This is a genomic window from Paenibacillus oryziterrae (assembly GCF_042610485.1).
In the GTDB taxonomy this organism is placed as follows: Bacteria; Bacillota; Bacilli; order Paenibacillales; family Paenibacillaceae; genus Paenibacillus_AQ.
Genome location: NZ_JBGJZO010000006.1, coordinates 33218 through 46369, shown reverse-complemented (window position 1 = coordinate 46369; position 13152 = coordinate 33218). Strand labels below are relative to the sequence as shown.

The window sequence follows — 13152 nt, the reverse complement described above, 5'->3', positions numbered from 1 at the left end:
TTTGACAAATAAGTAACGCCGTCGCTAATGAAGGGACTTTAATTTGATGTTTAAGCGGCTTTCCGTTTGAACACGCGCATCGCAAAGATATAAGCCACAAGCATAATTCCGACGCACCACGCAAGTGCAATCCATATATCATTGCCCACAGGCTGATCTGACAGCAGCGCGCGGATCGTTTCCACAATTGAAGTCACTGGCTGGTTATTAGCAAAAGCGCGAACGACCCTCGGCATGGAGTCGGTCGGTACAAAGGCCGAGCTGATAAAGGGCAGGAAGATCAGCGGATAGGAAAATGCGCTTGCCCCTTCTACCGACTTCGCGGACAATCCGGCAATCGCTGCAACCCAAGTCAATGCCAGCGTAAACAGCACAAGTATACCGGCTACGGCGAGCCATGGCAGGATCCCTGCCGACGAGCGAAAACCCATAATGAGTGCTACGAGTATGATGACGACAAGAGAAATGATGTTAGATACCAGTGAGGTCAGCACATGCCCCCACAGCACGGCGGAACGCGCAATCGGCATGGATTGGAACCGCTCAATGATGCCCCGTTGTTTATCCATGAACAGACGGTAAGCCGTATAGGCTATACCACTTGCAATCGCAATCAGCAGGATACCGGGCAACAGGTAATTCACATAGTTATCTGTACCAGATTGAATCGCGCCGCCAAACACATAGACGAACAGCAGCATCATCGCAATGGGAGTGATGCAGACCGTGATAATGGTGTCCATGCTGCGGAACACATGGCGCATCGAACGCCCAAGCATCACGTTCATGTCGGTGAAAAAGTATCTATTCATGGTTAATCCCCTCCTTTTTACCAATGATTGCGAGGAAGATTTCCTCAAGTGTTGGTTGTTTTTCCACATACTCCACTTTTGCGGGCGGGAACAGCTTTTTCAGTTCCTCGAGCGTGCCACCTGCAATAATTCTGCCTTCATGCAAAATAGAAATTCGATCGGCAAGCTGTTCAGCCTCATCCAGATACTGCGTGGTTAGAAATATCGTCGTGCCGCCATCGGCAAGCTCCTTGACGGTCTTCCACACCTCAATGCGGGCCTCGGGATCAAGCCCGGTAGTCGGCTCGTCGAGGAAAATAATCTGCGGTTTACCCACAAGGCTCAAGGCAATGTCGAGCCTGCGGCGCATACCGCCCGAATAAGTAGCTGCCTTTCGGTCCGCGGCATCTGTCAAGCCGAAGCGTGTAAGCATATCATCAGCAACCTGACGCGGATTTTTAAGATGCCGCAGCTTGGCGATCATAATCAGATTTTCCCGACCGGTCAATATCTCATCCACGGCGGCAAATTGCCCGGTCAAACTGATCGCCTGCCGCACATGATCCGGCTTTGACGCAACGTCAAAACCATCTACGGTAGCGGAGCCTCCGTCTTGTTCCAGCAGGGTGGTGAGGATTCTGACAATCGTTGTTTTGCCCGCGCCGTTGGAGCCAAGCAGGGCGAAAATCTCACCCCGCTTCACTTCAAAATCGACGCCCTTTAGGACTTCGGTAGCCTTGAAAGACTTTCGCAGACCTTTCACTTCAATTGCTTTTTGCATCCCCATATCCCCCTTTTACTTTGTTTTATCACTCCACTTTTTCATGGCCTTGTTCACATCACGGTTCACAGATTCCTGATAGAGGTCGGCATACGTTTTGGAATCCTTGATTAGTTCGTCGCAGAAAGCCGCTACGTCACTGCCTGTTACTTCAAGAACGCCTTTCCCCAAGGCCGCGCCCTCCTCAAAAAGATCGACAATCCCCGAGAGCAAACCCGTTCCCTCTGTTAGTTCAACAGGACCAACCTTAAAAAGATATTTTTGAATTTCTTTGTACACAATCTGATAATCCTGCGGAAGTCCTTTCACACGAGCCACATGTGCTCTCCACTCTTTTTTGCCTTCAATAATATCTCGAATATTCATTGTATCTCCTCCTATTTCCCTAATTTTTTAGCGATATTAGTGTTGAGCTGCTCACGCCACTTGTCGCGGTAAGTCTTTGCCCCTTCTTCTCCGGCCAGTGCTGAACAGAAGCCTTTGATGTCGTCACCCAGCGCCTCCTGGACACTCTGACCGTCCGCCGCTGTTTCTTCCAGAAGCCCAAGCACACCGTCAAAGATAGGCATGAGGTTGCGACCGGTGAAATCAGAATTCTGCCAAAGATTGGCTTTAATTTGTTCCCATGCCGCTTGATAATCAGCCGGCAGCTTATGAGCCCTCGATTCAAAAAGTTTAAATTCTTTAGTCATGTCGCTGCCGGTGATTTTTTCCCAAAAGTTCATTACATTCTCTCCTTTAACTCGTTAATTTTTGAGGATACGAACTCCCACTTTTCCCAGAACTTCCGCAGCTCCTCGCGTCCCGCGTCGTTGATTGCGAAAAATTTTCGCGGCGGTCCCATATCGGAAGGCTTCTTGGTGATCTCCACCAGCTTATTTTTTTCAAGCCGGATCAGGATGGTATACACGGTTCCCTCCACAACATCTGTGAAGCCAAGGGCGTTCAGCTGCCGTGTAATTTCGTAGCCGTAGGTTTCTTGGCGACTTATAATTTCAAGGACGCAGCCCTCAAGCGACCCTTTGAGCATCTCCGTTAAGTTTTCCAGCTTAATCACTCCTCGCTATTCTGTATCACTGGTATCAAGTAATACTTACTACTGCTATAAATTAACACGTAGTAGTTGGATTGTCAACAGCATTTGCCAAGAAATGAACCATAAATTTTAATTTATAAAGTCCCGGACTGCTGCTGTTTGATTGATCAACATTACTCTTCCCATTGGGAATGAAGGACGTGATGGCAAAAGCTCGGGCGTTTATATCCCGGAAGCAGCAGTTCGCACACGTCGGCGTTAATCGTTCCGTATGTGGTTTCCGGTTTATGTTTGAAGCCTTCCAAGAAGGTATGCAGGATGTTGTGCTTGAACTGGTTGCGGGGAAAAGCCTCAATGACTTGCTGCCGTACTTCTGCTGAAATAAGATCGAAGTTCTTCCCGACCACATCATAACCGACGCCAAAATTCATAAGCGCCGCTTCGTTTTCCTTATATTCGACGATTCCGATGCTTGTATGCAGGGCAACCGTATCCCATACAAGCCTAATGGAATCTTCCGGAATACCGTGACTTTGAAGAAAATAGCGTGCAGCATTCGCCCCGTCGACCTCAAAGCGTTTGTCCGGGCTTCGGAATGCGGGAGTGAGGCCAATATCGTGGAATAGTGAACTGATATACAGCAATTCAGCATCGTATTTCATTTGATTCAGGTTCCCCTTCATGGCCGCGAACAAAAATACCCGATTCGAGTGGTTCCACAGCAGGTCGTCACCATGCTCACGCAATAATTCAGCAGCCTCAACGGCTAGTTTACTATCTGGAATCTTTATATCAGCGATTACATTAGTCATCAATAACTTCCCCTTCATTCGTTACGTTTGATCGTTCGATATCCATAAAGAAGACAACGGAAGGAACGTATTTGTGACAATGAACAATAACGCAAGACCATCATGGGCGTAGTGTTCCCTGAGAAATAGGTTTCATCAGCCGTTGCCTATGATTGAAAGCAATTTATCACTTATTAATAAATAAAGCGACTGATTAGGTGGTTCACCCCGTCAGTCGCTCTACCTGTTTAACTATATTTTTATATCCCTCTTTTATGATTAAAGCAGTTTAATCAGCTCTTCGAGCTCATCAACCAAACCTTTTGCACGTTCAAAATCAGTATTTTTTAAAGCCAATTCTATTTCCGTTTCAACTGCTTTCTTCTTCTGTTCGGTTTCTAAATAGTCTTTATCAAAATGACTGGCATAAATCATCTTTCTAAATTTACGCATACTCATTTTTCGAATCGTCTTATCGTCAAAGATTAACACATAATCCATCCCATTTACCACAGAATAGAAATCATGGGAAATCATTAGAATCGCACCTTTATAGTCCTGGATGGCTTTCTCCAGTGCGATTTGTGTATAGGTGTCTAAATGGCTCGTCGGTTCATCAAGAAGCAACACGTTTGCTTTGCTGGCAGAAACCTTAGCCAATTGAAGCACATTTTTCTCTCCACCCGATAAAGATTCTATTCTTTGATTAACGATTTCTCCTTCAAAGCCATAGTTGGATAGATGGGATCTGATCTCATCATACGTTGTAAGCCCGGCATCGATGAATTCTTCCAGGATGGTATTAGAATCCTTTAACATTTCACCTTGAAGCTGGGATAGGTAAGTCACTTTAGCATCAGGATTGATTTCAATGGAATCATGATTATTCTTAAAAATTTCCCGGAGTAACGTCGTTTTCCCTGTACCGTTTGGACCAATAAGAGCTACTTTATCCGTAGATTTGATCTCAAAGTTAACATTTTCTAAAAGCAGCTCATCAAAAGCGACACTATAATTATTGACATTTATAACAGTGGTGTCTTCAATTAGTTCATTATCCATACCTAAACTGATATTCGGTTGTTTAATATCTACGAATGGCGCTTTAATTCTACGGGCTTCCAGTCGCTCTTGAAATCTAACTCTGGCTTTTAACGCTCTTCCTCTGGAAGCTTCTGAATTATAAGTTGCGATAGCTCTAAGATTATTGACGATGTTCTCGTTTCTCGCAATTTCTTCCTCTTCAGCAACTGTGAGTTCTTGCAACTCAATCTTGGTTTGAAGCAATGAGAAGTTGTAATCAATATACCGCCCATCAAACTCTTGGATCTCCATGTTCTCCAGGTGAATGATTTTGTTGAAGCAATGATTCAATAGATAACGGTTGTGCGTAACAACCAGCAGCATGCCTTTGTGGGAATTAATAAGATTCTTAAGCGCATTTAGGTTCTCGAAGTCTAAAAATACATCGGGCTCGTCCATAATCATTAAGTCTGGATTACGAAGCATTTCCTTCATCACTTGAACAAGTTTGAATTCCCCGCCACTCAGGTCGGATACCCTAGTATCTTTTCGCTTCATGAGGTTTGCCAGATTTAGCTTCTTATTAATGTTGCTTTCAAAATCCTCCCCACCCATTGAATCAAAGGCGTCTAGAGCTAATTGATACTGCTCCAGTAGCGAGTCAATATCCGATGATGTTTCCATTTCAGTGCAGATCGATTGTATTTCATTTTGAATCTTAATAAATTCTTCGCCTACATATTCGAATACCGTTGTTTCTTTCGATTTGTCTGGTTGTGAGAACTGACTTACGAACCCGATTTTGCAAGTTGGGTCCATCTCTAACACGCCATCAAACAAATATCTTTCCGGGTCCATCAGTATATCGATCAGTGTACTTTTCCCACTGCCACTTGTTCCAATAAAAGCGCAATGCTGTGCTTCTTCAAGCGTAAATGAAATGTTTGTATATAGTTCTTTTTGCGGAAACGAGAAGGATAGGTTATCAACTTTTATCATAGTATTACCTTTCTTTATAACTAAAATGGTGACTATTATCAGCTGTATTTATGAGCATAGAATTGAGTATACCGTCAATAGATCAGAATAACACTTTTAATCACCAACTTCAATCCTTTTACAATAAAGTTGTTCGTAAAAGTGATTTGATTCAGTTTCTCTTCATTTCGCTGTAAGCATAAAAAAGCCGCTCAAAAACATGAGCGACTTAACGTAGCAGTGGAACACCTTGTATGGCACGGCTATTTCTCCAACTCATAGCGGGCCGCGATAATGCCCGACTTGAACGTTCGGCTGGACAGCAGCTTGAGCCTGATTTTTTCACCTTCGCCGTGGAATGCCGATATCCCGCCGCCTAAGATAACCGGACAAATCGTCAGCAGGAATTCGTCGATCAGGCCGAGCTCAAGTAACGTCTTCGCCGCTCCCGGGCTGCCGAAGATAACGAGATTTTTGCCAGACTGCTCCTTTAGCGCCTTGATTTCCTCTGCGATATTATCCTTGATCAGCATCGTATTGTTCCATTCCACAATGTCCATCGAGCCAGAAATGACGATCTTCTTAACATCCTGCAGCCATTTGGCATGCTCCATTTCGTGCCTCGATGCATTCGGATCGTCCAGCACCGTGGGCCAGTAGCTCTCCATCATCCGATACGTCGTGCGTCCATATACGGGAGAGCCGACTTCGGCTACGACCTCCTCGGCGTACTTCTCTAATTCCTCGTTGTACGGAATCCAATCCAGTCCCCCGTTCGAATCCGACGCATACCCGTCCAGCGACACATGCATGAACAATATAAGTTTTCTCACGTTTGCTTCTCCTCCGATTTCGAATTTAAATGTTCGATTTGTTCGTAGTAGCTATCATTCGATAATAATGTGTGAGACTAAATCTGTTTAAATAGTATTATTAATTGCTGCACGTATACTAGTGTAACATACACACCCGGAGGATATAATATCGTTATGAACCAGCTACGAAGGGGGATTTCCTCATGACCGTTGAACGCTTCCGCATTCATATCTCTGATCATATTCTTGACGATCTGCAAGAACGGCTCCACCGCGTCCGCTGGCCTGATCAATTAGTAGGCTCAGGCTGGGAGCGAGGAACTGAATTAGTTGAATTGCAGTCACTGGTCTCCTATTGGCGCGATCAGTACGATTGGCGCGCGCAGGAAGCCGAGTTGAACCGCTTGTCCCAGTATCGTTGTACGATTGACGGCATTGACGTGCATTTCGTCCATGAGCGCGGCAAAGGGCCAAACCCCATCCCTATTATTCTTACCCATGGATGGCCAGATAGTTATCTTCGTTATCAGAAAATCATTCCACTGCTGACCGATCCGGCGAGTTACGGCGGTCGTCCGGAGGACGCGTTTGATGTCATTGTCCCTTCACTTCCGGGCTTTGGCTTCTCCGGCCGCCCAACCCGGCCTGGCTTCAACAATTTGACCGTCTCTGAAATATGGGCAGAGCTCATGACATCCGTATTAGGCTACAGCAGCTTTGTCGCTGCAGGCGGGGATATCGGCTCGGGGGTTACCCGCTATCTGGCTGCCAATCATCCAGAGCTTCTATACGGCATCCATTTAACGGATGTTGGTATAATTAGAGATCTTCTGTCGGCTCCCGATGCGGAGACACTTACGGAAGAGGAACGACAGTACAAAATCGGTGCTTCCCGCTGGATTGCTGAAGAGGGAGGCTATATGTCGCTTCAGTCGACGAAGCCTCAGACGCTTGCTTATGGTCTTTCGGATTCTCCGGTAGGCTTAGCAAGCTGGATTCTCGAGAAATTTCGCGCATGGAGCGACTGTAAGGGTAACCTTCTGCAGAAATTTAGCGAGGATGAACTGCTGAATTATATTATGATCTATTGGGTGACGAACACGGTTGGCTCGTCCACGCGCATCTATTACGAGAACTCCCATACGCTGCCGCCGCTTGGACGAATAGAGGTCCCCGCCGGCATCGCCATGTTCCCAGCAGATATCGCGCCTCCGCCCAAGTCATGGATCATGCGTAATCTGAATGTGACCCGCTGGACGGAAATGTCTTCCGGTGGCCATTTCACGGCAATGGAAGAACCTGAGCAGATGGCCGATGACATTCGCGCCTTTTGCAGGCCCTTCAGGAACATTTCTTTGGACTAAGCCCTTCCCTAACGGAAGAAGCCCCATGCGTCGTCCGGCGCATGGGGCTTTGCTATAGTGGTGGCGATGGCTGTTCACAACTTTCTTAACTCATACAGAATATCCTCCGGCTCCAGACGCTTCATGAAATCCGGGTTGACGTACGCGGAACGGATAATGCCAGACTCGTCGATCATAAAGGTGGACGGAATGGGGAGTATCCACCGCTCGGTCGCGTTGTATTCCGCCAGATTCAGATTGAACTTGCTGGTCATAATCTCCTGAAAGTACGGCGGTACGTCATATAAAATATTGTAAAAGGCAGCCACCAGACCGTTCGTATCGCTCAGCACCTGGAACTGCAATCCTTCCTTCTCCTGATTGGAAAGCGTGTTGTCTGGGCTTTGCGGGCTAACGGCGATGAGTCTGGCGCCCAGCGCCTCAATCTCCGGCAGCACTTTCTGATATGCCCGGAGCTGCGAGTTGCAGTAAGGGCACCAGCCGCCGCGGTAGAAGGTGAGAACGACAGCCCCTTTGGCAAGTTCGTTGTACAAGTGAACAGGGCTGCCTAACGAATTATTCAGCTTAAAATCTTTCGCCTTCTGCCCTTCCTGCAGGCCATACTGCACTCCCGACTCCAGCTGCTCACGGATCGAACGGAACATCGCAGCCTGGACTTCTACGGGCGAATAGGAGATAAGCTGTTGTTTCATTTCTTCCAGCGTTTGATTTAATGACATGAATGATTTCCCCCGTAAATTAATATTTCATAAACGCAATAATTAGAAATACAACACCAAGCACGAGTGAAAAGTAGCCGGCAATTTTTTTCACACGTCCCTCCCATTTAGCAAATTTGCGCAGGATGGAAATGGAAAAGACTGCAACAGCCGTGAGTATCACTCCTTTACCTAACGTGTAGGTAGTCAAGAGCAGCGCTCCATGAACCGGATTTCCTTGAAGAGCAATATAGCTAATCAGCGCGAAAAAGATTGGGATTGCACAGGGCGAAATGACAAGTCCATAAGGAATTCCCAGTTTAAAAGCGGCCCACGTGCTTGGCGGAGTGTCAGGCCGGCTAAGCGACTTGTTGAACGTTGGCATTGCGAATGAAATGACACCCAGCAGCTGCAGCCCGGCAAATATGTCAAAGAAAGGCGGAATCCAGTTTTGCAGACGATATTTCTCAACAAAAGGCAGGAACTGCTGGCCGAGCAGCGCGAATACTAACCCAATCAGCAGTGAAGTGACAACCATCCCCAGGATAAAATTAATCGATATCCGAATGGCTTTTCTTCTATCGCCCGCTGCGCCTCTCTGGACATACCCCGCAAACATCGCAAGCACAGGTAAATAGCATGCCAATACCGCGCTGACAATTCCGCCGACGAACACAAGAATGTAGACAGAGGCCGAAATTCCGCCTGAGATCGTGAATTGATATAAATCTTCCATAGGTTTCTCCTTTTATTTAGCGGATTATTTAGCGGATTTTATTATTTCTGGAGCAATTCATACACACGTTCACGAAGCTTAGGCAGTGAGGGTACCGAGCCAAATTCTGCTTTCCCATTGATGAGAATCGCTCCGGCGCTGAAAATGTTCAGTTCCTGAAGACGTTCAAACTGATCAATTACACTAACCTCCTGAGACTCGATTTGCGGAAATTCCTCCGCTACTTGCTTGACTAACTTTAGCGCTTTTTGACATATGGAACACCCTGGTCCAGCTGTTACAACCTCTATTAACAAAAGAACTCCTCCTCCTTCTTCTCTATCCAGTTTGACATCCTCCACTCAATTGGGAAGATTTGATTTTGATTATAAAGCCCGGGCTGTTAAATCCTTGTTAAGTTCGCTCCGAAGAATGCTTTATTTTTCTCGTATCCCGGAGGTGTGATATGCTGTTGTCATTGAAGGAAGGAGTGGTGTTATGCGAATCCTCATTGTTGAAGATGAGGAAGACCTTTCGCGCGCATTAGCCAAGGGTTTGAAACGGGAAGGTTATGCAGTGGACAGCGCTGCTGACGGGCTAACCGGGTGGGAGCTCGCGGATACCAATGAATATGATGTGATACTCCTCGACATCAATCTTCCGGAGCTGGATGGCATTTCACTTTGTCAACGGATTCGCCAGTCATCACATCATAACGATGTGTTTATCCTCATGCTGACAGCGCGCAGCCATCCGGACGAGGTGGAAGAAGGGCTCGATTCAGGTGCAGATGACTACCTCCGTAAACCCTTTGTGTTCAATGAATTGCTTGCCCGCATCCGGGCCCTCCTCCGCCGGAGTTCATCAGCAAAAAGCCCCGTCCTGCAGTTCGATCAGCTTACCCTTGATTCGAAAACTAAGGAAGTCTGGTTCGGGAATGTTCTTATTTCATTGACGAGAAAAGAATTCGGTCTGCTCGAATATCTGATGCTGCATCCCGGCGAAGTCATTTCGTCTGAAAGACTTCTTGAGCACGTTTGGGATATCCATGCGGATCCTTTTACCTCAACGGTCCGGGTTCACATTAATTCCTTGCGCAAAAAGCTTTCACACCACGATCCGGAGGCAGGGGAAAAATATATTCAGACCGTTCAAGGCTATGGATATAAATGGGTTCTGCTCTCAGAAGGAAAGAAAGAGGAAGCGAAATGAGACCATGGAACCGTCTTTCACTGCGTGTACGATTGACCCTGTATGAAATTCTTTTTCTGGCAATACTGATTACTCTTTATACGATTATAGAGTTCTTTTTCGGCCGAATCATAAGCTTGCTTGTTGTTACAACAGGCATGGTTTTAAGCGCGCAATGGCTCGCAATGATTGTCCTGAAGCCTGTAAAACGGATGAGTGAAACAGCTGCCGGGATAACCGCAACCACCCTGAACAACCGACTGGAGATTGACGAGCTTCATGATGAATTAAAGAAGCTTGGGATCGTAATCAATACGATGTTGGATGGGCTGGAGCACTCTTTTGATCAGCAGGCCCGTTTTGTATCCGCGGCTGCGCATGAATTAAGAACACCGCTTACCATCCTGCGTACGAATCTTGAAGTGGCGGGAGACAGCAATGGTATTGATCCAGACGACTGGATAGATTACAGGGAGACAACGGAGCGGACGCTTTCGCGGCTGGAGTCATTAACGGAGGATTTGCTACTGCTGGCTGACGGAACGTACGACCCTAGTAATCAAGAGCACAATGTTGTAGATCTCGCCAACGTTCTCGCAGACATAACTTCATTCATGGAACCGCTGGCTGCCAAATATGGAGTGACGCTCCAGCCTATGGAGCCATGCACTGCTCTGGTTAAAGGGGAAGAAGGCCTCTTATTCCTGGTCTTTCGAAACTTGCTGGACAACGCCATCCGGTATAATCGGCCCAACGGGAAAGTTACGCTGCAGGTTTCGCATGAAGATGGACAGGTTGTGGTTCGGGTTTCGGACACAGGGAATGGAATATCCCTTCCATCCAAGGAGCTGGTGTTTGAGCGATTTTATCGCGTCGATTCTTCCCGGGCACGCAGGAGCGGCGGGGCTGGTCTAGGCCTGTCCATTGTTCGCCATTTGCTTGCATTCTTCCAGGGAACCGTTGAACTGGAGACGAGCTCCGAGTTAGGAAGTGTGTTTAAGGTAACGTTGATTTCAGGTTAAGAAGCTAGACTTCATGTTTATACAAGAGTTGCTTATAGAACAGTCCTACCAGTTAACGGAGAACAAGCGCGAGCAGATCCTTGACGATTGCCGATGCATTCAATTCAGCCAGTGTTCTCCGTTAACTGAATTAGGAGTTAATCCTCTAAAATTTGTACATTCTTTGCTGTTCTACGTTGAGAGTCATCTACACTCAGGAAATCGAATAAGTCGAAAGCAACCTTTTGCCCCTCTTTAAGAAACCTCATTCCATTCTGCATTCTAGCAGGGTCTGGCAGTATTTCCCTAAAGTGAACAAAAACATGATTTCCATCCTGCCCGTCCAGCCTTATCCGACCGTAACCCTTATCTTCTTTGAACCATTTGACAATCTCCCATCTTCTTTCCGCCATTTCCGGACCTCCTTTGCATTTTATTAAAGATCATGAAGAGTAAGCCTATCGATAATATCGGAGCATTAAGAGAGCTGAGAATAAGCTAGTTTTAATGCAATTTGGCAGATTAATTTACGGTTAGCAGAATCCTTCATTGATTTTTTTACCAAAAAAGGGTATTTTATAAACAGCTTAGCGATAAGCTAGTTTCTGACACGAAGGGGGATGTATTTAATGGCAACTACTTATATGGTGGTTTCGTCTTAAAAACTGAATAGCAGGCATACGCGAAAAAAAAACGGGATTACGCCCGTATTATTTGCTATGCCATCCAAAGTAACCTTTCGTGAATATTGCTGTCTGCAGATACGATGAAGGTCGTATCTTTTTTGCGTCCTGATGCCGCGCGACAGCAGCTTCTTAAGAGGCTGCTTGTCCGTGGCATTTTTGCGTCCAAAAAACAACATTAAAGGTTACACAGAAATAGAACGATGTCCATGTGGAACAATCAAACGAAGAAAAATGGAGGTTGAAAAATATTAACATTAAAATCGAAACGCTGATATATGTCTTAGGCCGATGCTTCAAGAAGGATATCATCTCGGCGGACTGCCAAACCATGCCGCTACAGGGCGGGACTGTGGGAAATGTGCATCTCGTAACGGGGATCGCCGAAACCGCAGAAGGTGAAAGAATGCCGTACCGTATCGCGTTGAAAATTCAAAAGAAATGGGAACGTTACAATGATCCGAATTCCTGGCGTCGGGAATATGATCTCTATAGGTCTGACTTGGGAACGACGTTCTCGGATACCTTCCGCTGGCCAACATGCTATCATGCGGAGATGAATGCCGAAGAAAATGAATTCCAGCTGTGGCTGGAATATATCGATGGCGTAACCGGTTTAGACTTGACCGGTGACATGTATGAACAGGCCGCGCTGGAGTTAGGACGTTATCAAGGCAAGCTGTATGCGGAGCAGCCCGCTGTGCTGCAGAGCCTGACTAACCTGAGCCATGCTGATCTCATGAAGAACACGTATCTGCATTACCGGTCATGGCCGGCTGTTTACGATTATATCCGCTCGGACGAATGCGAATTCCCGCAACACGTGCGGCAAATGCTTATCGACATCGACGAACACTCGGTCGAGATACTCTCGCGCATTGAGCAATTACCCCTCGTGCTATGCCACCGGGACTTCTGGGTGACCAACCTGATTTATGCCAACGGGACAATCGCGCTCATCGACTGGGATACATCCGGATGGGGCTACCTAGGCGAGGATCTCGCAAGCCTGATTGCAGATGAAGCGGATATCGATCTCATGGTCGAATACTACCAGCGGTGTGTTCCCGCGTATTACAAAGGCTTTTCGGAATATGCAGATGCCCCCCCTATTGCCGACCATTGCGTCTACGAGATGATCCTTCTCGTATTCGGATACAGACTTGTGGAGGGGTATCTCCACACAGAGGATGATGACGAGAAGACGAAGCAAGTCCATATGCTCCTGAAAATCTATGAAATGAAGAACAGCCCTGCGCAGGGTTGACTCTAAAAAAGACTCCGA

16 protein-coding genes are annotated in these 13152 nt (G+C 46.6%); 4 read left to right on the top strand and 12 right to left on the bottom strand.

The window, feature by feature from the left end; all coding sequences use genetic code 11:
• Positions 1-50: 50 nt before the first annotated feature.
• From ACAN55_RS09030 to ACAN55_RS08995, 8 genes are all read right to left on the bottom strand, one after another.
• Positions 51-812 carry an ABC transporter permease gene (locus ACAN55_RS09030; RefSeq protein WP_379131037.1) on the bottom strand — a complete coding sequence of 254 codons (762 nt, stop codon included), beginning with the start codon at positions 810-812 and terminating at the stop codon, positions 51-53.
• Entirely contained in the window at positions 805-1572 is a 768-nt protein-coding gene (locus ACAN55_RS09025; RefSeq protein ID WP_379131035.1) for an ABC transporter ATP-binding protein, read from the bottom strand. Before ACAN55_RS09025 ends, ACAN55_RS09030 begins: the two co-directional genes overlap by 8 nt.
• 15 nt (positions 1573-1587) lie before the next feature.
• Positions 1588-1938 carry a DUF1048 domain-containing protein gene (locus ACAN55_RS09020; RefSeq protein WP_379131033.1) on the bottom strand — a complete coding sequence of 117 codons (351 nt, stop codon included), beginning with the start codon at positions 1936-1938 and terminating at the stop codon, positions 1588-1590.
• An 11-nt stretch (positions 1939-1949) separates the two neighbouring features.
• The gene (locus tag ACAN55_RS09015; RefSeq protein WP_379131031.1) at positions 1950-2297 is read right to left on the bottom strand and encodes a DUF1048 domain-containing protein; all 348 of its coding nucleotides are present in this window, start codon (positions 2295-2297) and stop codon (positions 1950-1952) included.
• Positions 2297-2602, bottom strand: coding sequence for a PadR family transcriptional regulator (locus ACAN55_RS09010; RefSeq protein ID WP_379131448.1), 306 nt, complete (start codon positions 2600-2602; stop codon positions 2297-2299). The genes ACAN55_RS09015 and ACAN55_RS09010 overlap by 1 nt, the downstream gene beginning before the upstream one ends.
• Positions 2603-2781: 179 nt before the next feature.
• Positions 2782-3420, bottom strand: a complete 639-nt coding sequence (locus ACAN55_RS09005; RefSeq protein ID WP_379131028.1) for an HD domain-containing protein — start codon at positions 3418-3420, stop codon at positions 2782-2784.
• A 258-nt stretch (positions 3421-3678) separates the two neighbouring features.
• Positions 3679-5421, bottom strand: coding sequence for an ABC-F family ATP-binding cassette domain-containing protein (locus tag ACAN55_RS09000; RefSeq protein WP_379131025.1), 1743 nt, complete (start codon positions 5419-5421; stop codon positions 3679-3681).
• Between the two features lie 242 nt (positions 5422-5663).
• Complete coding sequence (locus tag ACAN55_RS08995) at positions 5664-6233, bottom strand: dihydrofolate reductase family protein (protein ID WP_379131023.1); 570 nt, start codon at positions 6231-6233, stop codon at positions 5664-5666.
• 185 nt (positions 6234-6418) lie between these two features.
• Here ACAN55_RS08995 and ACAN55_RS08990 point away from each other — a divergent pair, with 185 nt between their 5' ends.
• Positions 6419-7579 carry an epoxide hydrolase family protein gene (locus ACAN55_RS08990; RefSeq protein ID WP_379131020.1) on the top strand — a complete coding sequence of 387 codons (1161 nt, stop codon included), beginning with the start codon at positions 6419-6421 and terminating at the stop codon, positions 7577-7579.
• A gap of 74 nt (positions 7580-7653) precedes the next feature.
• On the opposite strand, the gene ACAN55_RS08985 is transcribed toward ACAN55_RS08990, so the two are convergent.
• The 3 genes from ACAN55_RS08985 to ACAN55_RS08975 are packed head-to-tail and all read right to left on the bottom strand — an operon-like array spanning position 7654 to position 9309.
• Positions 7654-8298, bottom strand: a complete 645-nt coding sequence (locus tag ACAN55_RS08985; protein ID WP_379131017.1) for a peroxiredoxin-like family protein — start codon at positions 8296-8298, stop codon at positions 7654-7656.
• 19 nt (positions 8299-8317) lie between these two features.
• Positions 8318-9013 (bottom strand): cytochrome c biogenesis CcdA family protein, encoded by a 696-nt coding sequence (locus tag ACAN55_RS08980; protein ID WP_379131014.1) that lies wholly within the window; start codon positions 9011-9013, stop codon positions 8318-8320.
• Between the two features lie 41 nt (positions 9014-9054).
• Positions 9055-9309 (bottom strand): thioredoxin family protein, encoded by a 255-nt coding sequence (locus ACAN55_RS08975; RefSeq protein WP_379131011.1) that lies wholly within the window; start codon positions 9307-9309, stop codon positions 9055-9057.
• Between the two features lie 181 nt (positions 9310-9490).
• Between ACAN55_RS08975 and ACAN55_RS08970 the strand changes: the two genes are divergently transcribed.
• Together ACAN55_RS08970 and ACAN55_RS08965 are read left to right on the top strand one after the other, a co-directional pair.
• Entirely contained in the window at positions 9491-10204 is a 714-nt protein-coding gene (locus ACAN55_RS08970; RefSeq protein WP_379131008.1) for a response regulator transcription factor, read from the top strand.
• The gene (locus tag ACAN55_RS08965) at positions 10201-11205 is read left to right on the top strand and encodes a sensor histidine kinase (protein ID WP_379131005.1); all 1005 of its coding nucleotides are present in this window, start codon (positions 10201-10203) and stop codon (positions 11203-11205) included. Before ACAN55_RS08970 ends, ACAN55_RS08965 begins: the two co-directional genes overlap by 4 nt.
• 137 nt (positions 11206-11342) lie before the next feature.
• Here ACAN55_RS08965 and ACAN55_RS08960 read toward each other — a convergent pair whose 3' ends face one another.
• Positions 11343-11597: a cold-shock protein gene (locus ACAN55_RS08960; RefSeq protein WP_379131002.1), complete on the bottom strand. Its 255-nt coding sequence runs from the start codon at positions 11595-11597 to the stop codon at positions 11343-11345.
• Positions 11598-12117: 520 nt separating this feature from the next.
• Here ACAN55_RS08960 and ACAN55_RS08955 point away from each other — a divergent pair.
• On the top strand, positions 12118-13134 hold the full coding sequence (locus ACAN55_RS08955) for a phosphotransferase (RefSeq protein ID WP_379131446.1): 1017 nt from the start codon (positions 12118-12120) through the stop codon (positions 13132-13134).
• The last annotated feature ends 18 nt before the right edge of the window (positions 13135-13152 follow it).

Excerpts from the sequence above, each read along its gene's own strand:
- ACAN55_RS09030 (WP_379131037.1), bottom strand. The coding sequence starts at position 812 with ATGAATAGATACTTTTTCACCGACATGAACGTGATGCTTGGGCGTTCG.
- ACAN55_RS09025 (WP_379131035.1), bottom strand. The coding sequence starts at position 1,572 with ATGCAAAAAGCAATTGAAGTGAAAGGTCTGCGAAAGTCTTTCAAGGCT.
- ACAN55_RS09020 (WP_379131033.1), bottom strand. The coding sequence starts at position 1,938 with ATGAATATTCGAGATATTATTGAAGGCAAAAAAGAGTGGAGAGCACAT.
- ACAN55_RS09015 (WP_379131031.1), bottom strand. The coding sequence starts at position 2,297 with ATGAACTTTTGGGAAAAAATCACCGGCAGCGACATGACTAAAGAATTT.
- ACAN55_RS09010 (WP_379131448.1), bottom strand. The coding sequence starts at position 2,602 with ATGCTCAAAGGGTCGCTTGAGGGCTGCGTCCTTGAAATTATAAGTCGC.
- ACAN55_RS09005 (WP_379131028.1), bottom strand. The coding sequence starts at position 3,420 with ATGACTAATGTAATCGCTGATATAAAGATTCCAGATAGTAAACTAGCC.
- ACAN55_RS09000 (WP_379131025.1), bottom strand. The coding sequence starts at position 5,421 with ATGATAAAAGTTGATAACCTATCCTTCTCGTTTCCGCAAAAAGAACTA.
- ACAN55_RS08990 (WP_379131020.1), top strand. The coding sequence starts at position 6,419 with ATGACCGTTGAACGCTTCCGCATTCATATCTCTGATCATATTCTTGAC.
- ACAN55_RS08985 (WP_379131017.1), bottom strand. The coding sequence starts at position 8,298 with ATGTCATTAAATCAAACGCTGGAAGAAATGAAACAACAGCTTATCTCC.
- ACAN55_RS08980 (WP_379131014.1), bottom strand. The coding sequence starts at position 9,013 with ATGGAAGATTTATATCAATTCACGATCTCAGGCGGAATTTCGGCCTCT.
- ACAN55_RS08970 (WP_379131008.1), top strand. The coding sequence starts at position 9,491 with ATGCGAATCCTCATTGTTGAAGATGAGGAAGACCTTTCGCGCGCATTA.
- ACAN55_RS08965 (WP_379131005.1), top strand. The coding sequence starts at position 10,201 with ATGAGACCATGGAACCGTCTTTCACTGCGTGTACGATTGACCCTGTAT.
- ACAN55_RS08960 (WP_379131002.1), bottom strand. The coding sequence starts at position 11,597 with ATGGCGGAAAGAAGATGGGAGATTGTCAAATGGTTCAAAGAAGATAAG.